Source organism: Sphingobium sp. TKS (assembly GCF_001563265.1).
Classification (GTDB): domain Bacteria; phylum Pseudomonadota; class Alphaproteobacteria; order Sphingomonadales; family Sphingomonadaceae; genus Sphingobium.
In genome coordinates, this window is sequence record NZ_CP005083.1 from 1,440,358 (window position 1) to 1,460,822 (window position 20,465).

The window sequence follows — 20,465 nt, forward strand, 5'->3', positions numbered from 1 at the left end:
TGATCTGTCCGCAACATTTCTTAAAGGATGGCGCCGGGGAGTATGTCGCCATGTTGAACCGTCCGCCCTCGGCGTTGCGTGATTTCTTGACCGGTGAAGCCGGCGGCGGTGTCCTGCTGATGCTGGCCGCAGCGATGGCTATGCTCTTCGCCAATCTGCCGGGAGCGGCTGGGAATTTCTATCATGTCCTGGTCCATGCCGAAATCGGTCCGGAATTGAAGTCCAGCCTTGGCCGCATGACCGTCCATTCATGGGTCAATGACGGATTGATGGCGATTTTCTTTCTGCTGGTCGGCCTGGAGATCAAGCGGGAGATGATCGACGGAGGCCTTTCGACCTGGGAACGCAGGCGATTGCCGTTCATAGCCGCGGCAGCCGGGATGGTTGTCCCGGCCTGTCTCTATCTCGTCTTCGTGGGTGGGCAGTCCCGGTTTTCCAGTGGCTGGGCCATTCCGGCGGCGACGGACATCGCTTTCGCCATGGGGGTTTTGGCGCTGCTCGGGCGGCGGGTGCCGGCCTCGCTCAAATTGATGCTGACGGCGATCGCGATCGTCGATGATATGGGCGCGGTCGCGATCATTGCATTGGTGTATACGCAGAGCATCGATCTTCCGGCTTTGGCGGGCGCCGCGGCAGCGCTTTTTCTGATGTTCGGGCTCAACCGTCTTGGGGTTCAGAAGCTCACGCCCTATCTGCTGGCTTTTGCGGCCCTATGGTATTTCACCTTGCTGTCGGGCGTGCATGCAACGGTGTCCGGCGTGCTGACGGCGATGTTCATTCCGATCAAGCCGACCCCCGGTGCGCCCGATGCCGCCGACAGCCCCCTGCATCGGCTCGAACATGCCGTGCATCCCTGGAGCGCCTATCTGATCGTGCCGCTTTTCGGCTTCGTGAATGCGGGCGTGTCGCTTGACGGGGCGGCGTTCGCTGCATTGCTCACGCCCTTGCCGCTGGGCGTGGCCGCCGGTCTGTTCCTGGGGAAGCAGATCGGCATTTTCGGTGGGATCTGGGCCGCTGATCGCTGGCGGCTTGCGGAACGGCCTGCCGGCGCGAGCTGGGTGCAGGTTTACGGCATGGCGCTTCTTTGCGGTATCGGCTTTACCATGAGCCTCTTCATCGGCACCTTGGCATTCTCCGGCTCTCCCGCGCTTGTCGAGCAGGCGAAGATCGGCATTCTCGCCGGTTCGCTGCTGTCCGCCGTCGCGGGTTATCTTATTTTGCGAAGCGCAAAGCACTTTTGAAAGACGGGATTATCCGCTAGACTGCTCCGCTCATGCGTTGGATGGAATCGCATGGCCATCGGCCCGATGCTATCTTGCGCGTGCCGTAGAGCGACTCGCACTCGATGCGAACCCCAACCAATCTCTTTAAGCGATCAGGTAGGAGGGTGAAATATGAATGGGAAGATGGATGTCAACTATCTGCTGCACAGACAGCAAGTTGCACTGATCCGCGCGCAAATGAGCCGGTCGGCCAAAGGCCGGGAAGCCTATGAAGGCCTCGCGCGCGGCTATACCGATCAGATAGATGCCTACAGGCGCGAAAATGAAAGGCTGGTCGATCTGGCGCATTAGCGCGTTGGCGATCACCGCCGCTCGATCAGGCGTTGGATCGATAGGCGGTGCCTTTCGTCGTCGCTGCATTCCTTTTCCAGTACCGTCTTGATCCGCTCCAATTCCGCTTCCGTCAGATGCTCGATACCGATGAACTCGTTCCGCGCCGTCGATAGGGCGCGGATCAGTTCGTCCATCTTCGCCTGAATGGCGGAGCCGTCGCGATTTTGCGCATTCTGGATCAGGAAAACCATCAGAAATGTGACGATTGTCGTGCCGGTGTTGATGATGAGCTGCCAGGTGTCGGAATAATGGAAGATCGGCCCGGTCACGATCCATCCCAGGATCACCAACATCGCCAGGATGAAGGCGGCGGGCTGGCCCGACCAGCTAGCGATTTTATGCGCAAAAGCTGTAAAAATCCTGTCCATCTCTATTTTCTCCGCAGGCGCGGCCCTATTTAGCCTCTGTTCAGCCCATGCTTGCCATGAAGGACCGATGACGACCATCCCTCTCCGTTCGCTGGCCTGCGGGCTCGGCGCTTCGCTCCTTCTTGCCTCCTGCGCGACGGTGTCGCCCGAATCGCGCCTGCGCGTCGGGCTGATAGATGCGGGAGTATCGCCCTCCATGGCCGGTTGCATGGCTGAACGGATGGTGGACCGCCTGAGCTTGACGCAGCTTCGCAGGCTCCAGTCGCTGGCCTCGCTTCGCAAGTCTCACATGGGCGACATGACGGTCGACCGCTTCCTCTACAAAGTCCGCGCGCTGGAGGACCCGGAGATTTTCGCCGTGACCAGCAAGGCGGCGCTCATCTGCGCCATCGACCGCTGATTTTGCAATAAATCGGCGCATCGCTTCGCAAAGGTTTTGCAATTTTGCAAAGTCGTTTTGCGAAATCTGCTGGCGTTGCCCGTTTGCCTGTGCTTAGCCGCTGGACATCAAGTTTCAGCGGAAAGGACGGGCGAGCCCCATGAACATCCACGAATATCAGGCGAAGGAATTGCTGGCGAAATATGGCGCGCCGATCGCCGCCGGCTACGCCGCCTTCTCCGTCGAAGAAGCCGTCGACGCCGCCAAGAAGCTGCCTGGGCCGCTCTATGTCGTGAAGTCGCAGATCCACGCCGGTGGCCGCGGCAAGGGCAAGTTCAAGGAATTGGCTCCCGAAGCCAAGGGCGGCGTCCGCCTGGCCTTCAACCTGGACGAAGTGAAGGCCCACGCCACCGACATGCTCGGCAACACGCTGGTCACCATCCAGACCGGCGAAGCGGGCAAGCAGGTCAACCGCCTCTATGTCACTGACGGCGCCGACATTGCGAAGGAATTCTACCTCGCTCTGCTGGTCGACCGCGCCAGCAGCCGGATCGCGTTCGTCGTGTCGACCGAAGGCGGCATGGACATTGAGGAAGTCGCTCATTCGACTCCCGAAAAGATTCACAGCTTCTCGGTCGATCCCGCGACCGGTTTTCAGCCGCACCATGGCCGTTCGGTCGCCGCTGCGCTGGGCCTGACCGGCGATCAGGCGAAGCAGGCCGCCAAGGTCGCCTCGTCGCTTTACGCCGCTTTCCTCGACACTGATGCCGAGCAGATCGAAGTCAATCCGCTGGCGCTGACCGAGCAGGGCAATCTGCTGGTGCTCGACGCCAAGGTCGGCTTCGACGGCAACGCCATGTTCCGCCACAAGGACATCGCCACACTGCGCGACCTGACGGAAGAAGATGCGGCGGAAGTCGAAGCTTCGGAATATGACCTCGCCTACATCAAGCTCGACGGCAATATCGGCTGCATGGTGAACGGCGCCGGTCTCGCCATGGCGACGATGGACATCATCAAGCTGAATGGCGAATTCCCCGCCAACTTCCTGGACGTCGGTGGCGGCGCTTCCAAGGAGAAGGTGACCGCGGCCTTCAAGATCATCCTGAAGGATCCGGCGGTGAAGGGCATTCTCGTCAATATCTTCGGTGGCATCATGAAGTGCGACATCATTGCCGATGGCATCGTCGCCGCCGCCAAGGAAGTGAATCTGTCGGTTCCGCTGGTCGTCCGCCTGGAAGGCACGAACGTCCAGCAGGGCAAGGACATTCTCGCGGCTTCGGGCCTGGCCATCGTCCCGGCGGACGATCTGGGCGACGCAGCCAAGAAGATCGTGGCGGAAGTGAGGAAGGCAGCCTGACGCAGCTTTTCGCCTGAACAAGACACCAAAGGGTGCGGGTGGTCCGGAAACGGGCTGCCCGCGCCCGCGTTCGCATTTGCGGGCTTGGCGTGAATGAAGGAAGGATGTTGGAAATGAAGATCCTTGTGCCCGTGAAACGGGTGATAGATTATAATGTGAAGCCGCGTGTGAAGGCCGATGGGACGGGCGTTGATCTGGCGAACGTCAAGATGTCGATGAACCCGTTCGATGAAATCGCGGTCGAGGAAGCCATTCGCCTGAAGGAAAAGGGCGTTGCGACCGAGATCATCGCGGTGTCGATCGGCGTTGCCAAGGCGCAGGAAACGCTGCGCACGGCGCTGGCGATGGGCGCGGACCGGGCGATCCTGATCCAGACCGATGATGAAGTCGAACCGCTGGGCGTGGCCAAGCTGCTCGCCAAGGTGCAGGAAGAGGAAGGCGCTGGCCTGATCATCCTGGGCAAGCAGGCGATCGATGACGACAGCAACCAGACCGGCCAGATGCTGGCGGCGCTGCTCGGTCTGCCGCAGGGCACTTTCGCCAGCAAGATCGAGGTCGAGGGTGACAAGGTCAGTGTGACTCGCGAAGTCGATGGCGGCCTGGAGACGGTGAAGCTCAACGTCCCGGCGATCGTCACCACCGACCTGCGTTTGAACGAGCCGCGCTATGCCTCGCTGCCCAACATCATGAAGGCGAAGTCCAAGCCGCTCGCGAACAAAACGCCCGCCGACTATGGCGTGGATATCTCGCCGCGTCTGGAGACGCTCAAGGTTGCCGAACCGCCCAAGCGTTCGGCTGGCGTGAAGGTGGCCGATGTCGATGAACTGGTCGCGAAGCTCAAGGCTCTGGGAGTTGCCGCATGAAAACGCTTGTGTGGGTTGAACATGAGGGCGGCGCCGTCAAGGACGCGACCCTTTCCGCCGTCACCGCCGCTGGCAAGCTGGGTGAAGTGCATCTGCTGGTCGCTGGCGCCGGCGTCGGCGGCGTGGCCGAGGAAGCCGCGAAGATCGCGGGAGTGGGCAAGGTCCATGTTGCGGATGACGCCGCTTTCGGCCATGCGCTGCCCGAGAATGTCGCGCCGCTGATCGTCGAGCTGATGGGCCACCATGACGCCTTCGTCGCGCCCGCCACCAGCAACGGCAAGAATATCGCGCCCCGCGTTGCCGCCCTGCTCGACGTGATGCAGATCAGCGACATTCTTTCGGTCGAGAGCGAAGACAGCTTCACCCGTCCGATCTATGCCGGCAACGCGATCGCGACCGTCAAGTCGAAGGACGCCAAGAAGGTCATCACCGTGCGCGGTACGGCCTTCGAGAAGGCGGCCCGTGAAGGCGGTTCGGGTGCGGTGGAAGCCGTGTCCTCGACCGGGGACAAGGGGATTTCCTCCTTCGTCGGCGCGGAGATCGCCAAGTTGGAGCGTCCGGAACTGACCTCGGCCAAGATCATCGTGTCGGGCGGCCGTGCGCTCAAGGATGGCGAGACGTTCGAGGCGACGATCTTCCCGCTGGCGGACAAGCTGGGCGCGGCGGTCGGTGCGAGCCGCGCCGCTGTCGACGCAGGCTATGTGCCGAACGACTATCAGGTCGGGCAGACCGGCAAGATCGTGGCTCCCGAGGTGTACATCGCCGTTGGTATCTCGGGCGCGATCCAGCATCTGGCGGGGATGAAGGACTCGAAGACCATCATCGCCATCAACAAGGATGAGGATGCCCCGATCTTCCAGGTGGCCGACATCGGCCTGGTGGGGGATCTCTTCAAGATCGTCCCCGAACTGGTCGAAAAGCTCTGAAAATCATTGCCCCATAATAGGGTTTGAAGAGGGCGCGGGCTTTGAGTCCGCGCCCTTTTTGGTGCCCGCCTTATTCGCAGCGGACGTCGCTCTTGTCGATAGCTCGCCCCGCCAGCGCGCCGCCAGCGCCGCCCAGGATCGTGCCCAGCGTCTTGGAACCGCCCGGAGCGATGATGTTGCCCAATACGCCGCCCGCTATGGCGCCGACGATGGTGCCGGTGGTGCCGTCGTCGCGCTTACAATAATAGCGGCCGTCATTGTCGCGATAGATATAGTCATTGTCACCGATCGGGCGGCCGCTGGTGCGCTGGCCATAGGTGGGACGGTCGTAGCCATAACGGTTGCCGTCGCCATCGGAAACGCAGGCCGTCAAGGGCAGTGCAAGCAGCGCGGCTGCCAATAGGGGGGTGCGCATGGTTTTTCTCTCCTCATTTTATCCCTGCTTTGGGATTAACCCGCCTGAGAACCAGAAGTTGCGCAAAATAGTCCGCCCGCCGCGGCCACCCGAAAGGGGGAAGGGCAACCGGGCGGGCAGGGAAGCCAGCGGCGAGGGGGTGTTTGGCCGCTGGGAAATCATTTTGGCTGGCGTCAGGACACCAATGGCGCGCTGCGCGCGCTATGGGTCGCAGGGGACGCGAGGTTCGTGTTGGCGTCCAGGGAGGTTTCGCCTTCGCGGCGCTTGTCGAGGTCGGTCCTGGCCTGGTTGTAGCGGGCCACGAGGTCGTCCTTGAACTCGGTCAGCTTGCCTTCGTCATAGAGTTTCTTGCCGACATAGCCGGCGATCGCGCCGAAGATCAGGGTGCGGATCATGGGATAGTCTCCTTGTTCCGGGTGGATTTGCAAGGATAACATAGCCCGTAAGGATCGGTTCCGGAGCCGTGCGGCAGAGCGAGCGGGGCGGTCGATGCAAGGAGCAGGGCGCGCAGGCGGCGTTGGTCGGATGGGATAAGGCGAGGAGCGGCGCGTTCAGATCGCGGCTGCGGCAGCCTCGCGGCGGGCGCGGCTGCGGTCGACGAATTCCTGCCGCTGCGCCATGATGATGAAGGCGGCTTCCGAACGGAGGCAGCGTTGACGAACATTGTCCAGAGTGGTGGCGTCGGCTTCGCTCCGGGCCTGACTGGCGAGGGCGCGGAAATCGGGATTGGCCATGAGACGCTCCTTGGAAAAGGGGCGGGCGCCATGCGAAACGGCGCCCGTCCTGTCAGCAGCGCATTATTCTGCGTGCTGGATATTCACCGCCGCCATCTTGCCGCGCTTGTCCTGCTCCAGATCATAGGAGACGCGGTCCTTTTCGCGCAGCGTGGCGAGGCCAGCGCGCTCGACGGCGGAGATGTGGACGAAGGCGTCCGGGCTGCCGTCATCGGGGGCGATGAAGCCATAGCCCTTGTCGGCGTTGAAGAATTTGACGGTTCCGACGATGCTCATTTGGGTAGTTTCCTTCTTTCACGCGGCGCGTCCAACGTGGACGGGCCGGTTGCTAGAGGGGCAGGGAAAGAAGGAGTTTGGTGCCGCAAAGCGCCGAAGACCGTCGATTTGCGACTGTAGCATCGGCGTATGTAAGCGCTTTGGGGCGAAATAGCAAATTTGGCCCAAAGCAAAGCCGCGCCGGGCAGCCATCATCCCGCGTCTTCCAGCGCGGCAAAGCCGAAAAAGACGTCGCGGGCGCGGGTGGCGGCATCCTCATAGGGGCGGCGCTGCTGCGCATCCCACGCGGCCAGCGTTTCTTCCTCCTGGGGGCTCAGGTCGCGTTCATAGGCGTCGATGTCGTAGATGTCGTCGCTTTCATTGCCGTCGAAACCGGGCGGCGCGGGATAATCGGTGCGCCAGCTTTCCCGATATTCGTCCCACCATATGCCGCGCAGCCGGGCGGCGGCCTCCTCCGGCGGGAGGGTCGCCCGTTCGACGGGCGATGCTGCCGAAATTGGGCGAAGTTCACACCGTTCATCGAGGGGGTCGGCTTTGCCGCGTTCGCTGAGGGCCATCCGCGCCGCGACGAACAGCGCGGCGGACGCGCCTGGGGAGAGAGCGGTGGCGGCCTGTTCGATGGCGGGCGTATCGGGCATGGCGGAGTCGAGCGGCTCGGCCTCGTCTGTTTCGCGGGGCTGCGGTTCCGCGCCGGAGGGCGCCGCCGCCTCATCCGGGCAGATCAGGTCGAGATAGGCGGCGAAATCCTGCGCCACCACGCGGGCGAGCGCGGCGTCGCTGCCGTCGGGCGGATTGTCCGCCATGCGATCCAGCCGCGCAAGCATCGACATGGCGAGCCGGTTGTCGTGGCGGTGGCGGGTGATTTCGTTGGCTTCTGCGTCCTTGCGGATCACTTCCTCGTTGCCGGTGAGGGCGCGGGCGAGCAGATCATCGGCAAGGCGCGCGCGAGCGATGAGGATGGCCGCGTCCCAGCCGAGGCGAAAGGCCGCGCCGTCGCGGCGGATGCGCAGGGCATAGGCCGAGCGCGGGCTGATCTGCGCGGCGTCGCAGGCCGTGCGGATGATGCCGGTGGCGGCGAGGGTTTCGAGGAAGTGGCGCTGGCGAGCGGGGCTCCAGCCGTCGGCGCGGATTTGCTGCGCAGGCGCGGGGAGAGGAGGGAATTGGCAGGTCATGGCAAGGCTCCTTTTTATGGGAGGGTTTGCCGGGAGGGTAATATGGGGGAGGGGTTGTAGGACAGAACAAAATGGGAACGCAGGACGGGGCGGCTTACCAGTTGCCTCCGGCGTCCTTGATGGCTTTGAGCAGCGCTTTTTTGCTGGCCGTGCGGCGGGTGCCGCTGTTGCGGGGCAAGTCGGCGTCGGTGATGCCGAGTTCGGCGCGGCGGCGTGCGAGATTGGCCGCAAAGCTCTTGAAGGCAATGCGGCGGCCGGGCCAGTTTTCGGGCTTGTCAGTTGCGGACATCGTGTGCTCCGAAATCACCGCCGGTTTCATGGCGGACGCGGCGTTCAAGATAGTCCCTGTTGGCGTTCGGGTGAAGGCGAAGATCAGGTCAGGTAACTTTCGTTTGGTTCCTCTTTAAACCCTATGAGCCGGTACGAGGACTTTTGACTCCGACCATATGAGTTTGCGGGTAAGTCAGCTGAACATACGCCTTGTTACTGTGTCGTAGGGCTACTCGAGCTGCTCCTAAATCAGCGAAAAACAAACCTTCCCGTAAAGGGTCCTGATTCTCCTTAATCTCTGCGTCATATTTCAAAACGTGATCATATGAATTAACTATATCTCGTTCTATATTTCCAATATTTGTGTAATTATTTACTGTAAGTTCTTTTACAAATATAGATATCTTTTCGGAATCTACGGTTTTTCTATCTGGAAAAATGCGTCGTAACATCGAAAAAACCGTATCGAAATTTATCGGTTGGTCTTCGGACTCTGTAGGAGACGCCGTGTCAGACTGCTCTTTTGAAATCTGTCTTGAAGAATACAGTTGTTCATATTGGACATCGGCAACATAAAAAAGACCGCTCAACGCATTAAGCCCCTTCTTTAGATGATCTGGAATATCCCACTCAGCTTTATAGTCCAAATAATGTGAGATCGCTGCCCAAGCGTGCATACAAAGCGTCCTCACCTGAATTTCAAATCGCATTCCCCGGATTGCGTCATAACGTGGACCAGAGTAAGCCTTCTTCATTTCGCAAATAAAATGGATAGACATATATCCGAAGCTGTCTGTGCTTGAGTCGACCTTGTCATCAAAGCTTATAACATCAAATTCCGACGATATGATTTCGCAAACGTTGGGTAGGTCTGATTTGAAAAGACATACGATTCGTAAACCGACCGCATCTAAGATTTCGTCGATGCTCTCATGTCCGCCGGAAGATATTTTGTTTCTTAATGAATCGTATGTTTTGATCCGATGCTCTACGGCATGAATTTTGATACCGGACTTGCCCAATGCGTGAGATATGATGAAGTTCGCTTCGTCTTTTAAAGCGGAAAACGCGGGGAGATATCGATTGTAAGCTTCCAGAATGTGATTTTCAGAAATATGCTTGTTCTTGCTGGCCTTTCTCTGCGTTCCCACTCGATGTACCCCTAAAGTCAAGTGCTCGATTCCGATGATTCCTTAACTGTTGGATCACTCCGCCGCCACCGCCTCTAATCCCAACAATGGCGCGAGATAGCGCCCGGTAAAGCTTCGGGCGTTCTTCGCGACCTTTTCCGGGGTGCCTTCGGCCACGACTTCGCCGCCCTTGACGCCGCCTTCCGGGCCCATGTCGATGATCCAGTCGGCGGTCTTGATGACATCCAGATTATGCTCGATCACGATCACGCTGTTGCCCTGTTCGACCAGTGCGTGGAGGACTTCGAGCAGTTTGCGGACGTCCTCGAAGTGGAGGCCGGTGGTGGGTTCGTCCAAGATATAGAGCGTGTTGCCGGTGGCGCGGCGGGAGAGTTCCTTGGCGAGTTTGACGCGTTGGGCTTCGCCGCCGGACAGGGTGGTGGCCTGTTGGCCGACCTTGACATAGCCGAGGCCCACTTCGGCCAGCATCGCCATCTTGTCGCGGATGGGGGGGACGGCCTTGAAGAATTCCACCGCGTCCTCGACCGTCATGTCGAGTACGTCGGCGATGCTGTGGCCCTTGAACTTCACCTCCAGCGTCTCGCGATTGTAGCGGGCGCCGTGGCAGACGTCGCAGGTGACGTACACATCGGGGAGGAAGTGCATCTCGATCTTGATGAGGCCGTCGCCGGTGCAGGCTTCGCAGCGGCCGCCCTTGACGTTGAAGGAGAAACGGCCGGGCTTGTAGCCGCGGGCTTGGCTCTCCGGGAGGCCCGCGAACCAGTCGCGGATGTTGGTGAAGGCGCCGGTATAGGTCGCCGGGTTGGAGCGCGGGGTGCGGCCGATGGGCGACTGGTCGATGTCGATCACCTTGTCGCAATGTTCGAGGCCGGTGATCTTGTCATGCGGCCCCGCGACGATGCGGGCGCCGTTGAGGGCGCGGGCCGAGGCGGCGTAGAGGGTGTCGATGGTGAAGCTGGACTTGCCCGAGCCCGATACGCCGGTGATGCAGGTGAAGGTGCCGAGCGGGATGCTGGCGGTGACGCCTTGCAGATTGTTGGCGCGGGCGTTGTGGACGGTGAGTTTCTTGCCGGTGCCCTTGCGGCGCCTGGTCGGGACTTCGATGCGGCGGGTGCCGTTGAGATAATCGGCGGTCAGACTGTCGCGGTGGGCGAGCAGTTCGTGGAGGCTGCCCTGGGCCACGATTTCGCCGCCGTGGACGCCTGCGCCCGGCCCCATGTCGACGATATAGTCGGCGGTGCGGATCGCATCCTCGTCATGCTCTACGACGATGACGGTGTTGCCGAGGTCGCGCAGGCGCTTGAGGGTGATGAGCAGGCGGTCATTGTCGCGCTGGTGCAGGCCTATGGAGGGTTCGTCGAGGACGTAGAGGACGCCCGACAGGCCGCTGCCGATCTGGGAGGCGAGGCGGATGCGCTGGGACTCGCCGCCGGACAGGGTGCCGCTGGTGCGGTCGAGGTTGAGGTAATCCAGGCCGACATTGTTGAGGAAGCCGAGGCGCTCCACGATTTCCTTGAGGATGGCCTTGGCGATCTGGTTCTGCTGATCGTTGAGGTGGGTGGGGAGGGTCTGGAAGAAGCGCAGGGCGTCGACCACGGAGCGGCGGGTGGACAGGGAGATGTCTTCCCCGGCGATCTTGACGGCGCGGGCTTCGGGTTTGAGGCGGGCGCCGTCGCATGTCTCGCAGGGCATGGCGGTCTGATATTTGCTCAGTTCCTCGCGCATCCAGGCGGATTCGGTCTGGAGCAGGCGGCGGTTCAAGTTGCCGATTACGCCTTCGAAGGGTTTCTTGACCTCATAGCTTTTCTTGCCGTCGACGAAGCGCAGGGTGACGGGTTTGCCTGCGGTGCCGTGGAGGATGATGATTTTCACCTCTGCGGGGAGATCTTGCCATGGGGTTTCGAGGGAGAAGCCGAATTCTTTGGCGAGGCTGCCCAGGACTTGCATATAATAGGGGCTGGGCGGGTTGGACTTGGCCCAGGGGACGATGGCGCCTTTTTTCAAGGACAGGGCTTCGTTGGGGACGACCAGTTCGGGGTCGAATAACTGCCGTTCGCCAAGACCGTCGCAGGCGGGGCAGGCGCCTTGCGGGGCGTTGAAGGAGAAGAGGCGGGGCTCGATCTCCGATATGGTGAAGCCGCTCACCGGGCAGGCGAATTTCTCGCTGAAGACGATGCGGTTGGCGGGGATTTCGGCGTTTTTCATTTTGCCGGCGGTTGCGCTTTGCCCACCCCCGGCCCCTCCCGCCTGCGGGAGGGGAGAGGTGAGGTCGGCTACGGTGCCGTCGGCCAGGTCGACATAGGCCAGGCCATCCGCCAGTTTCAGGGCTTGTTCGAAGCTGTCCGCGAGGCGGGTGGACATGTCGTCAGTGACGGCGAGGCGGTCGACCACGACTTCGATGTCATGCTTATATTTCTTGTCGAGGGCGGGGGCGTCCTCGATCGCGTAGAGTTCGCCGTCGATGCGGACGCGGGTGAAGCCTGCCTTTTGCCACTCCGCCAGTTCCTTGCGATATTCGCCTTTGCGGCCGCGCACCACGGGGGCGAGGAGGTAGAAGCGGGTGCCCTCGGGGAGCTGCATCACACGGTCGACCATCTGGCTGACCGTCTGGGCGCTGATGGGGAGGCCCGTCGCGGGCGAATAGGGGATGCCGACGCGCGCCCAGAGGAGGCGCATATAGTCGTAGATTTCCGTGACCGTCGCCACCGTCGAGCGGGGGTTGCGGCTGGTGGTCTTCTGCTCGATGGAGATGGCGGGGGAGAGCCCCTCAATATGCTCGACATCGGGCTTCTGCATCATCTCCAGAAACTGGCGGGCATAGGCGGAGAGGGACTCCACATAGCGGCGCTGACCCTCGGCATAGATGGTGTCGAAGGCGAGCGAGGATTTGCCCGAGCCGGAGAGGCCCGTGATCACGATCAGGCTGTCGCGGGGGAGGTCGACGTCGACGCCCTTGAGGTTGTGCTCGCGCGCGCCGCGCACGGAAATAGTGGTGAGACTCATGGGCGTGTTGTTCCAGATTTGTTCTTTGAGGGCAAGGCCCGGTCGGGCGCAAGATAGGGTCTGCGCGGTGAAAGGAAAAGGCGGCGGCTTTTCTCCGGCGGGTGGCTGGGTTAGGGCTGGGGGATGAGCGGGATTTCGGTTCGGATGCGGTGTGGGGCGCTGGTCGCTGCGGTGGCGCTGGCGGCCTGTGGCGGGGGCGTCAAATACCGGCCGGTGAGCGACCTGCCGGTGCGCGTGGGGAAGCCTTATAATGTGCGGGGCGTGACCTATGTGCCTGCCGCCGATCCGAGTTACGACTATCTGGGCTATGCGAGCTGGTACGGGCATGAGTCCGGCAGCCAGACGGCCAATGGCGAACGCTTCGTCCCCAAGGCGGTGACGGCGGCGCATGCGACCTTGCCCCTGCCGAGCTATGTCGAGGTGACGTCGCTGGAGACGGGGCGGACCATATTGGTGCGGGTGAACGATCGCGGACCCTTTGCCGGGCGGGGGCGGATCATCGACCTGTCGCGGGGCGCGGCGGAGCAACTCGGGATCAGGGCCACCGGGCACGCGCCGGTCCGGGTGCGGGTGGTGGAGCCGCCGGAGAAGGACCGCAGGAAGCTGCGCGAGGGGAAGGAGGCGCCCGAGCGGCCGACGGTCGACGACCGGGCATTGGCCAATTTGCGGGCGCAGCTTGACGCGCAGGGACGCTGATGTCGTTCGTGGAAGTCTGTCGTCGGTTCATCCCCGGTGGATGCTGCCGGGCGGGACGGGTCGACGGATCATCGAATGGGAAAAACGGTCGTTCGGCACTGGCGCTATGATGATGATCGACACAGCGATGACCCGGTACGGATCGGCCGGTGCGAGGTCGTCTCGCTGGTAACAGTTTGAAAGAGATCCCGGAGAGCCCGACAGCTTCCTGGATGCACCCCCGGCCTTTCCCTTGCGCCGGGGGTGTTTTTTTGTGCGCGCCGCTTGCTGAACATTTGTAATTTTACGTTACGGAAAGCTTGTTTTTTTGGTGTAAAATTGTCGTTCGTCCAAGCCAGACTGCATTTGGTCGACAAGGGCGTCGTTGGCAGACCGGGCTAGGTGCCGGTCGAAAGCGAAAAGCGGTGCATTGGCAATCATCCTAAACAGGCTGGGCGAAGACAGAGACGATGAACTGTTCGAGGCCTTTCTCTTCTCTTCGCTTGAGGCCCGCCCCGAATTTCGCGCGAGCGGGCCGGTAAAAGCATAGCGTTGAGGAGACATTGCCATGACCGCCATCAAGTTCGCCGCCGCCCTTGCCACCATAGCCGCCCTGGGCGTCGCCGGCACCGCGTCCGCCATCGAATTCGAGTCCAACGGGAAGAGCGTCGAGGTCAGCTATCATGATCTGGACCTGTCGAAGAAGAGCGACCAGCGCATCCTGAACGTCCGGATCAAGCGCGCCGCCGCAAAGGTCTGCCCGACCAGCGACGCCACCGCCGCGATCGCGAAGTGCCAGCAGGTCGCCGCCGCGCATGTCCGCAATTCGGTGGAACTGGCGGTCGCCAAGGCGCAGAGCGGCGAGCGTTTTGCCGATATGGGCAAGGAAAAGCCGGTCGGCGCCGGGAACTGAATTTCCTGGATTGGTTTTGGAAAAAAGGCCCGGTTTCCCGGGCCTTTTTTCTTGGGAAAAGAAATGCGAAGTCACCGCCCCGCCATGGCCCGGGCGTTGGCGAGATAGGTGCGGCCGATGCGAATTTCCGTATCGTCGGCCAGACAGGCGGACCAGACGCCGCTGCCGTCGTGGCGCAGCCGGGCGATATGGTCGCGGCGCACGATATGCGACCGGTGCAGGCGGACGAATTGCTGCGGGTCGAGCCGGTTTTCCAGCGAACTGATCGTCTGGTGCAGGAGATAGCTGTTCTGGCCCACATGCAGCCGCATATAGTCGCGCTCCGCCTCGATCCGGTCGATCTGGACGGCGCCGATGCGGACCAGTTCGGAGCGGTGCGGAACCCAGAATTCCTCGGCCCATTCCGGCTCGTCCTCCGCGCTGGTCGCGGGGGAGGGTGCGGCGCGGTTGCCCAGCGCTTGCTCGACCCGGTCGATCGCGCGGGACAGGCGTTCATGGGCGACCGGCTTTAACAGATAGTCCACGGCGGCGAGGTCGAAGGCTTCCACCGCAAAGCCCTCGAACGCGGTGACGAAGATCACCGCCGGGCAGATGCCCATGCGGGAGGTGGCTCGCGCCACGCCGATGCCGTCGAGCAGCGGCATGGCGATGTCGAGCATCACCAGATCCGGCTCCAGCCCCTCGATCAGGCGCAGCGCGGCCTCGCCGTCGCTGGCGGTGCCGACCAGGGCGATGCGCGGCTCGCGGGCGCACAGCATCTGGAGGCGTTCGACCGCCAAAGGTTCATCGTCGACGATCAGCGTCCTGATGGTCATTCAGATACTCCGGCGGATGATGGGGAGGGTGAGGTCTACGACAAAGCCGCCGCCGGGGCGCGGGCCATAGTCGATCCGGCCCTGTGCGCCGAAGCGGGCGGTCAGGCGGTCGCGCACATTGGCGAGGCCGATGCCGCTGCCCGCATCGGCTTCGCTCGGCGGCTTGTCGCCATTGTCGGTGACGCTGAGGTGGAGCATGCCGTCCTCTTCTCGCGCGGCGATGGTGATGGTGACGGGGCTGGACGTGCGCGACACGCCATATTTGATCGCATTTTCGACCAGAGGCTGGAGGATCAGGCCGGGCACGCAGGCGGTGAGAAGCCCGTCCGGAACCTGGATACTGGTGGAGAGGCGATCCGGAAAACGCACCGCCTCGATATCCAGATAGAGTTTCTGGAGATGCACTTCCTCCTCCAAGGACACATCCTCCAGCGGGTCGCCGGTCAGGCTGGTGCGGTAGAAATTGGAGAGGGAGAGGATCATCTGTTCCGCCTCGTCGCGCCGGTCCTTCATGACGAGGGAGGAGAGCGAGTTCAGCGTGTTGAACAGGAAATGCGGGTTCACCTGATAGCGCAGGGAGCGCAGTTCGGCCTGTTGCGCGGCCTGTTCCAGCCGGACGGCGCGGCGTTCGGTGCGGTGGGCTTCGCTGGCGTAGGAAAGGGCGAGATACAGACCGGCCCAGGCGGCGAGGAAGAAATAGCGGCTGATCGCGTCTTCCACGATCTGCATCAGGGCGAAACCCTGTTCGCTGGCATATTTCTGATAGTCGGGATCGGGGAAGAGGGATGCCGGATCGTAGATGTTGAAGACGTAGAAATTGGCCGCCGCGGTAGCCAGCGCGAAGGGCGCGGCCAGGGTGAAGGCGGCGATGATGCGCGTCGTCAGCGGCTGGCGGTCGAAGCGGCGCAGGCAGAGATAGAGAACCCAGGTGACGACGATGCCGATCACCGTCACCACGGCGCGGCGGGCGGCCATGGCCCCCTGCGCCTCGAACCCCATGACCGAAGCGCGCAGCGTCACCAGCACCGCGTAGAAGAACCAGAAACCCAGTATCGAATAAAGTGCGGCCGTCGGCGGCACGCCCGGCTCGCCGTCTTCATTTTTTATGATCATGAGGAAAAGTCTAGGCCAAGGCGCGCATGCTGTCGCCCCTTGGCGGCGAAGCTGGTCGAAGGGTTCCATGCGTTGGTCGATCAAGGAGAGTGGGGTCGATCAAGGAGAGCGGGGGCGATGAGCGGAACCGCTTGTCGATGCCGCCCGTTGATCCGGAGAGGCGCCGCTTGCGCCGATAAGGAGAGAGTGATGAGCGACAAGACGGATATTCGTCCCAACAGCCGCGAGGAAGCGGGCGACACGCGCCCGACCGATGCGCAGGACCATGCCGTGACCCAGGAAGAAAAGCTGGACGAGGGTTTGAAGGACAGCATGGATGCGTCCGATCCGCCCTCCGCCACCGCGCCGGGCGATCATGGCGATCCGGTGCCGTCTTCGGGCTTTCCTGAGGGCAAGGATAGGAAGGACGAGCGATAGACGGCCAGTCATGGACGGCCAGTCATAGACGGGTTGCGAAATCGTGATATGATCGGTTGGGAAGGCGGCGGCGACGCTGCTTTTCGCAGGTGAGAGGAGCTACTTCATATGCCGACTTCCGCCACTCCCGCGATCGAACGCATTGCCCGCGTGCTGGCCGGGCGCCAGCTCAGCCTGAATGGCGGGGGCAGCGATCCGCATGCGGCGAGCGCAGTCGATGCCAGTTGGCACAATCATGTCGACGATGCCTATGCGATCCTGCACACGCTGCGCGAACCCGATGCGCAAATGGCGCAAGCGGGCGACGTGGCGGTGTGGCGCAGCATGATCGGCGCGGTGCTGGAGCGCAGGGCCGGCTGATCCGGGCCGATCAGGCAAGCAGCGCATTGGCCTGGGGGGGCCGCCATGTCATAATGGCGGCATGAGTGGGCCGGCGCTGAAGATCAAGATACAGATTTATTGTGGCGGGGAGATCGCCATGGGTCCGGGCAAGGCCGACCTGCTGGACGCCATCGCCAGCGAGGGGTCGATCTCCGCTGCCGGGCGCAAGTTGCGGATGAGCTATCGGCGGTGCTGGATGCTGGTGGACGTGATGAACCGGTGCTGGGCCATGCCGCTGGTCGCGACATCGAGCGAGGGGGCGCGGCTGACCGATTATGGCGCCGGGATATTGGCGCGCTATCGGGCGATGCAGGCGGCAGCGATGGGCGTGGCGGATGCGGCGCACTGGCCCGATCTGGCGGCGGAAGTGCGGCTGGAGCCGCTGCCGGTGCAGGGGTGAGCGGGGAATAATGTCTTTGATGGAGTGATGCTGCCTGTGCCTGCGCGGGACCATGCGGCGCCGTTCGCTATATACGAATATATATAGCGAATCATTTGCGATCCCTATAGGAGCCTCCCCCATCATAGAGGGGGCATCATGAAATTCGGTTCGCAGGGGGTTTTGGCGGCTGTTCTGGCTTCGGTGGCGTTTTCGGCGGTCGCGTCGGCGCAGACGCCCGAGGCCGAGGGGGTGGCGGATGTCGTCATCGTCACTGCGAGGCTGCGGGAGGAAGACCCGCAGCAGGTTCCCGCTTCGCTGAGCGTCGTTGGCGGCGAGGATTTGACGCGGACCTATACGGTCAACACCAACCAGTTGAGCCAGTTGGTGCCCGCGCTCAACTATAGCTCGGCCAATCCGCGCAATACCGCCTTCACGATCCGCGGCCTGGGGTCGAGCGTGGTGGCGGTGAGTCAGGCCAATGACGGGCTGGAGCCCGGCGTGGGCTTGTATGTCGACGGGGTCTATCATGCGCGGCCTGCCACGGCGGCGTTCGACTTTGCCGATGTCGAGCGGATCGAGGTGCTGCGCGGGCCGCAAGGCACTTTGTTCGGGAAGAACAGCGTGGCCGGCGCGATCAGCATCGTCACGAAGAAGCCGGGCTTCGATTTCGGGGCGGAGGCGGAGCTTTCCTATGGCAGCCGCGATTTCGTGCAGGCCAAGGCGGCGGTGACGGGGCCGGTTGCGGGCGAGAGCCTTGCTTTCCGGCTGTCGGGGTCGGTAACGCGGCAGGATGGCTATATCTGGAACGTGGCGCGGGGCGAGCGTCAGAATAATATCCGCAATGACGCCATTCGCGGGCAGTTGCTGTTCCAGCCTTCGCCGGACTTTTCGCTGCGGTTGATCGGGGATTGGGCGAATTTTCGGAATGATTGCTGCGCGCAGGTTTTCGTGCGGGTGGCGCCGACCTTGAAGCCTGCCGCGCAGCGCTATGCTTCGCTGGCGGCCAATGCGCCGGGTGGGCCTTATGTGCCGCCGAGTTTCAATCCCTATGACCGGGTGACGAGTAATGACGCGCCTTTGGGCGTGGATACCGATGAGGGCGGAGTGTCCGCGACCGCCGACTGGAAGCTGGGTGGGACGACGCTGACCTCGATCAGCGCATGGCGCTTCTGGAACTGGGATGCGGCGAACGATCGCGACTATACCGGGCTGCACATCCAGACGACGCAGCATATTCCCTCGCGGCAGGACCAGTTCAGCCAGGAGTTGCGGATTGGGTCCAATGTGCCGGGGCCGCTCGAATATGTGGCGGGGCTCTATTATTTCCACCAGAAGATCACGGGGCGGCCGATCAGCATTTATGGGCCGCAGGCGACTTATTGGCTGCTGCCAGCGAGTGCGACGCGGACGTCGGCGCTGCTCGATGGTTATCAGACCGACGGGCGGACCGATTTCCGCAGCGAAAGCTACGGCATTTTCGGGGAAGTGACCTGGCGGCCGGTGGAGCGGTTCGCGGTGACGGGTGGGTTGCGCTATACCTATGAGGAGAAGGACGGCGTCTATGACGTGCGGACCTTTGGCGGGGTGGCGCCGACGGCGGCATTGCAGGCGGACCAGCAATCCATCCTGCGGGCGCAATCCTATACCGCGCATGATGGCGATGGCAGCGCGTCGGGACGGGTGAATGTCGCCTATGATCTGATGGAGGGGATCATGGGCTATGTCAGCTTCGCCAAGGGGCAGAAGTCGGGCGGGATCAACATGTCGGGTCTGCCGGTCAATGCCTCCAACCAGGCAGTGCTGACCACCGCCGTCGTCCGGCCGGAGACGAACACCACCTGGGAGGCGGGGTTCAAGACGCGGCTGTTCGATGATGCGCTGACCTTCAATATCGACGCCTATCATATCGACGTGACGGATTTTCAGGCGAATGTGGTCGACAGTTCGGCCACGGTGGCGTTGCGCAGCTATCTGGCCAACATTCCCAAGGTGAGGGTGAAGGGCATCGAGTTCGACGCGGCGGCGGGAATCGGATCACGGCTGGTGCTGCGGGCTTCGGGCGCTTATTCGGACGGGAAATATGCGAGCTATCCCAAGGGGCCTTGTCCCATCGAGCGGACCGGCACGGGTACGGCGCAGTGCGACCTGTCGGGGCAGGGGCTGCCGGGGCTGCCGAAATGGGTCGGATCGGCGGGTGGCGAATATCATGTGCCGCTGGCGATCGGAGCGCGGGAGGGCGAGTTGTTCCTGCGCGGAGATGCGGTGACCCGGACCCGGCTTTTGGGGGATGCCACCGGATCGGCCTATACCGTCATCAAGGGCTATACGCTGGTCAACGGCAGCATCGGTTATCGGTCGCCGCGATGGGAAGTGGCGGTGTTCGCGCGCAACCTGTTCGACAAGGATTATATGCAGAATCTGACGGTGCAGGCCGGGAATAGCGGGTTGATCGTCGGGACACCCAGCGAGCCGCGCACGGTGGGCGTGACGCTGCGGACGAAATGGGGCGGGTGACCGCTTCGTTACTCGATTGGGCGCATTCACAAAAATTACATGTTGCGCTGCACAAAGAAAAATGATTCCCTGTGCTTGTCGGCAGAACCGGCGCTTAAGCTTGCAGTAACCATATGGGGCGCATGTTCTGCTTACGACTTGAAGTCGGAGGGCAAGAGCATGGGCACCAGTGCAAGACCAGCGGATGGGGCGATCACCCTGGCGGAATTGCGTGAATTCGCCAGTTTCCCGGCCGCTACGCAGCGTTATATCCGAAGATCGCTGGATATCGGCCTCCACCGGCGCGATGCCATGAAGCTGTGGTCGCGGGACATGGTGGAGGAGGCGAGCATCCGGGCGCAGGCGCGGATCTATGGGCGGCTTGAGGAGATCAAGGCCCGCGTGCCCGATGACAGCGGCCTGGACCAGATGGAGCCGTTCATGGCGCCGCTGGTGACGATTTCGGCCTTCGATCTGGGGCAGGACCGGCTGGGCAGTTTTTCGGCCTATCGCTTCCTGTATGAGCGGCTGCTCGGGGCGGGTGCGCGGCCGTGGTTGCCGGGGGCTTTCTGCGCGGCGGCCAGCCTGCCGCATCTCCATCCGGAAAAGCGCCGGGCGTTGCTCCAGTCGATCAGCGAGGCGGCGGCCACCGCAGTGGGTTGGTCGAATCGGGAGCCGACCTTCTACCCCGAATGGGTCGAGAAGGTGGATCTGAGCAAGGCGAACTGAGCCTTTTCAAGGGG

General features: G+C 62.3%; 24 protein-coding genes. 13 read left to right on the forward strand and 11 right to left on the reverse strand.

Annotated features, from left to right (window positions below; genetic code table 11):
* Positions 1–50: 50 nt before the first annotated feature.
* Positions 51–1,241, forward strand: a complete 1,191-nt coding sequence (gene nhaA / locus K426_RS07240; protein ID WP_066555538.1) for a Na+/H+ antiporter NhaA — start codon at positions 51–53, stop codon at positions 1,239–1,241.
* A 153-nt stretch (positions 1,242–1,394) separates the two neighbouring features.
* A complete protein-coding gene (locus tag K426_RS07245; protein WP_066555539.1) occupies positions 1,395–1,574 on the forward strand; it encodes a hypothetical protein in 180 nt (59 codons plus the stop codon).
* Positions 1,575–1,585: 11 nt separating this feature from the next.
* Here the strand turns inward: K426_RS07245 and K426_RS07250 are convergent, their stop codons facing one another.
* Positions 1,586–1,984 carry a low affinity iron permease family protein gene (locus tag K426_RS07250; protein WP_066555540.1) on the reverse strand — a complete coding sequence of 133 codons (399 nt, stop codon included), beginning with the start codon at positions 1,982–1,984 and terminating at the stop codon, positions 1,586–1,588.
* 67 nt (positions 1,985–2,051) lie between these two features.
* Between K426_RS07250 and K426_RS07255 the strand changes: the two genes are divergently transcribed.
* The 4 genes from K426_RS07255 to K426_RS07270 all read left to right on the forward strand — a co-directional run bounded on the left by K426_RS07255 (position 2,052) and on the right by K426_RS07270 (position 5,512).
* Positions 2,052–2,384: a hypothetical protein gene (locus K426_RS07255; protein ID WP_066555542.1), complete on the forward strand. Its 333-nt coding sequence runs from the start codon at positions 2,052–2,054 to the stop codon at positions 2,382–2,384.
* 139 nt (positions 2,385–2,523) lie between these two features.
* Positions 2,524–3,723: an ADP-forming succinate--CoA ligase subunit beta gene (gene sucC / locus K426_RS07260; protein WP_066555543.1), complete on the forward strand. Its 1,200-nt coding sequence runs from the start codon at positions 2,524–2,526 to the stop codon at positions 3,721–3,723.
* Positions 3,724–3,836: 113 nt separating this feature from the next.
* Positions 3,837–4,586, forward strand: coding sequence for an electron transfer flavoprotein subunit beta/FixA family protein (locus tag K426_RS07265; RefSeq protein WP_066561473.1), 750 nt, complete (start codon positions 3,837–3,839; stop codon positions 4,584–4,586).
* The gene (locus tag K426_RS07270; protein WP_066555547.1) at positions 4,583–5,512 is read left to right on the forward strand and encodes an electron transfer flavoprotein subunit alpha/FixB family protein; all 930 of its coding nucleotides are present in this window, start codon (positions 4,583–4,585) and stop codon (positions 5,510–5,512) included. Before K426_RS07265 ends, K426_RS07270 begins: the two co-directional genes overlap by 4 nt.
* A gap of 70 nt (positions 5,513–5,582) precedes the next feature.
* Here K426_RS07270 and K426_RS07275 read toward each other — a convergent pair whose 3' ends face one another.
* The 8 genes from K426_RS07275 to uvrA form a co-directional block, all read right to left on the reverse strand.
* Positions 5,583–5,927, reverse strand: coding sequence for a glycine zipper 2TM domain-containing protein (locus K426_RS07275; RefSeq protein ID WP_066555549.1), 345 nt, complete (start codon positions 5,925–5,927; stop codon positions 5,583–5,585).
* A 173-nt stretch (positions 5,928–6,100) separates the two neighbouring features.
* Entirely contained in the window at positions 6,101–6,322 is a 222-nt protein-coding gene (locus K426_RS07280; protein ID WP_066555551.1) for a hypothetical protein, read from the reverse strand.
* Between the two features lie 156 nt (positions 6,323–6,478).
* Complete coding sequence (locus tag K426_RS07285; RefSeq protein WP_066555553.1) at positions 6,479–6,661, reverse strand: hypothetical protein; 183 nt, start codon at positions 6,659–6,661, stop codon at positions 6,479–6,481.
* A gap of 63 nt (positions 6,662–6,724) precedes the next feature.
* Positions 6,725–6,937, reverse strand: coding sequence for a cold-shock protein (locus K426_RS07290; protein ID WP_066555555.1), 213 nt, complete (start codon positions 6,935–6,937; stop codon positions 6,725–6,727).
* Between the two features lie 191 nt (positions 6,938–7,128).
* A complete protein-coding gene (locus K426_RS07295; protein WP_066555556.1) occupies positions 7,129–8,109 on the reverse strand; it encodes a hypothetical protein in 981 nt (326 codons plus the stop codon).
* A gap of 94 nt (positions 8,110–8,203) precedes the next feature.
* A complete protein-coding gene (locus K426_RS07300; RefSeq protein WP_237229976.1) occupies positions 8,204–8,446 on the reverse strand; it encodes a hypothetical protein in 243 nt (80 codons plus the stop codon).
* A gap of 73 nt (positions 8,447–8,519) precedes the next feature.
* Positions 8,520–9,530: a GTP pyrophosphokinase gene (locus tag K426_RS30225; protein WP_158511730.1), complete on the reverse strand. Its 1,011-nt coding sequence runs from the start codon at positions 9,528–9,530 to the stop codon at positions 8,520–8,522.
* A 54-nt stretch (positions 9,531–9,584) separates the two neighbouring features.
* Positions 9,585–12,533 (reverse strand): excinuclease ABC subunit UvrA, encoded by a 2,949-nt coding sequence (gene uvrA / locus K426_RS07305; RefSeq protein ID WP_066555558.1) that lies wholly within the window; start codon positions 12,531–12,533, stop codon positions 9,585–9,587.
* 123 nt (positions 12,534–12,656) lie between these two features.
* Here uvrA and K426_RS07310 point away from each other — a divergent pair, with 123 nt between their 5' ends.
* Both K426_RS07310 and K426_RS07315 read left to right on the forward strand, forming a co-directional pair.
* Positions 12,657–13,229: a septal ring lytic transglycosylase RlpA family protein gene (locus K426_RS07310; RefSeq protein WP_066555559.1), complete on the forward strand. Its 573-nt coding sequence runs from the start codon at positions 12,657–12,659 to the stop codon at positions 13,227–13,229.
* A 547-nt stretch (positions 13,230–13,776) separates the two neighbouring features.
* Positions 13,777–14,121: a UrcA family protein gene (locus tag K426_RS07315; RefSeq protein WP_066555562.1), complete on the forward strand. Its 345-nt coding sequence runs from the start codon at positions 13,777–13,779 to the stop codon at positions 14,119–14,121.
* A 71-nt stretch (positions 14,122–14,192) separates the two neighbouring features.
* On the opposite strand, the gene K426_RS07320 is transcribed toward K426_RS07315, so the two are convergent.
* Positions 14,193–14,936 (reverse strand): LytR/AlgR family response regulator transcription factor, encoded by a 744-nt coding sequence (locus tag K426_RS07320; RefSeq protein WP_066555565.1) that lies wholly within the window; start codon positions 14,934–14,936, stop codon positions 14,193–14,195.
* Complete coding sequence (locus K426_RS07325) at positions 14,937–16,049, reverse strand: sensor histidine kinase (protein WP_066555566.1); 1,113 nt, start codon at positions 16,047–16,049, stop codon at positions 14,937–14,939.
* Positions 16,050–16,238: 189 nt separating this feature from the next.
* On the opposite strand from K426_RS07325, the gene K426_RS07330 reads away from it, so the two are divergent.
* The 5 genes from K426_RS07330 (at position 16,239) to K426_RS07350 (ending at position 20,451) form a co-directional block, all read left to right on the forward strand.
* On the forward strand, positions 16,239–16,466 hold the full coding sequence (locus tag K426_RS07330) for a hypothetical protein (RefSeq protein ID WP_206377458.1): 228 nt from the start codon (positions 16,239–16,241) through the stop codon (positions 16,464–16,466).
* Positions 16,467–16,574: 108 nt separating this feature from the next.
* Positions 16,575–16,826, forward strand: a complete 252-nt coding sequence (locus K426_RS07335) for a hypothetical protein (protein WP_066555568.1) — start codon at positions 16,575–16,577, stop codon at positions 16,824–16,826.
* 61 nt (positions 16,827–16,887) lie between these two features.
* On the forward strand, positions 16,888–17,247 hold the full coding sequence (locus K426_RS07340) for a winged helix-turn-helix domain-containing protein (protein ID WP_066555570.1): 360 nt from the start codon (positions 16,888–16,890) through the stop codon (positions 17,245–17,247).
* Between the two features lie 138 nt (positions 17,248–17,385).
* Positions 17,386–19,743: a TonB-dependent receptor gene (locus K426_RS07345; RefSeq protein WP_066555574.1), complete on the forward strand. Its 2,358-nt coding sequence runs from the start codon at positions 17,386–17,388 to the stop codon at positions 19,741–19,743.
* Between the two features lie 159 nt (positions 19,744–19,902).
* Entirely contained in the window at positions 19,903–20,451 is a 549-nt protein-coding gene (locus tag K426_RS07350) for a hypothetical protein (RefSeq protein WP_066561476.1), read from the forward strand.
* The last annotated feature ends 14 nt before the right edge of the window (positions 20,452–20,465 follow it).

Coding starts and splice junctions, on each gene's coding strand:
- K426_RS07350 (WP_066561476.1), top strand. CDS start 19,903: ATGGGCACCAGTGCAAGACCAGCGGATGGGGCGATCACCCTGGCGGAA.
- K426_RS07295 (WP_066555556.1), bottom strand. CDS start 8,109: ATGACCTGCCAATTCCCTCCTCTCCCCGCGCCTGCGCAGCAAATCCGC.
- K426_RS07255 (WP_066555542.1), top strand. CDS start 2,052: ATGACGACCATCCCTCTCCGTTCGCTGGCCTGCGGGCTCGGCGCTTCG.
- K426_RS07320 (WP_066555565.1), bottom strand. CDS start 14,936: ATGACCATCAGGACGCTGATCGTCGACGATGAACCTTTGGCGGTCGAA.
- K426_RS07275 (WP_066555549.1), bottom strand. CDS start 5,927: ATGCGCACCCCCCTATTGGCAGCCGCGCTGCTTGCACTGCCCTTGACG.
- K426_RS07250 (WP_066555540.1), bottom strand. CDS start 1,984: ATGGACAGGATTTTTACAGCTTTTGCGCATAAAATCGCTAGCTGGTCG.
- K426_RS07270 (WP_066555547.1), top strand. CDS start 4,583: ATGAAAACGCTTGTGTGGGTTGAACATGAGGGCGGCGCCGTCAAGGAC.
- nhaA (WP_066555538.1), top strand. CDS start 51: ATGTTGAACCGTCCGCCCTCGGCGTTGCGTGATTTCTTGACCGGTGAA.
- K426_RS07325 (WP_066555566.1), bottom strand. CDS start 16,049: ATGATCATAAAAAATGAAGACGGCGAGCCGGGCGTGCCGCCGACGGCC.
- sucC (WP_066555543.1), top strand. CDS start 2,524: ATGAACATCCACGAATATCAGGCGAAGGAATTGCTGGCGAAATATGGC.
- K426_RS07245 (WP_066555539.1), top strand. CDS start 1,395: ATGAATGGGAAGATGGATGTCAACTATCTGCTGCACAGACAGCAAGTT.
- K426_RS07280 (WP_066555551.1), bottom strand. CDS start 6,322: ATGATCCGCACCCTGATCTTCGGCGCGATCGCCGGCTATGTCGGCAAG.
- K426_RS07290 (WP_066555555.1), bottom strand. CDS start 6,937: ATGAGCATCGTCGGAACCGTCAAATTCTTCAACGCCGACAAGGGCTAT.
- K426_RS07345 (WP_066555574.1), top strand. CDS start 17,386: ATGAAATTCGGTTCGCAGGGGGTTTTGGCGGCTGTTCTGGCTTCGGTG.
- K426_RS07340 (WP_066555570.1), top strand. CDS start 16,888: ATGAGTGGGCCGGCGCTGAAGATCAAGATACAGATTTATTGTGGCGGG.
- K426_RS07285 (WP_066555553.1), bottom strand. CDS start 6,661: ATGGCCAATCCCGATTTCCGCGCCCTCGCCAGTCAGGCCCGGAGCGAA.
- K426_RS07265 (WP_066561473.1), top strand. CDS start 3,837: ATGAAGATCCTTGTGCCCGTGAAACGGGTGATAGATTATAATGTGAAG.
- K426_RS07310 (WP_066555559.1), top strand. CDS start 12,657: ATGAGCGGGATTTCGGTTCGGATGCGGTGTGGGGCGCTGGTCGCTGCG.
- K426_RS07335 (WP_066555568.1), top strand. CDS start 16,575: ATGCCGACTTCCGCCACTCCCGCGATCGAACGCATTGCCCGCGTGCTG.
- K426_RS07330 (WP_206377458.1), top strand. CDS start 16,239: ATGAGCGACAAGACGGATATTCGTCCCAACAGCCGCGAGGAAGCGGGC.
- uvrA (WP_066555558.1), bottom strand. CDS start 12,533: ATGAGTCTCACCACTATTTCCGTGCGCGGCGCGCGCGAGCACAACCTC.
- K426_RS07315 (WP_066555562.1), top strand. CDS start 13,777: ATGACCGCCATCAAGTTCGCCGCCGCCCTTGCCACCATAGCCGCCCTG.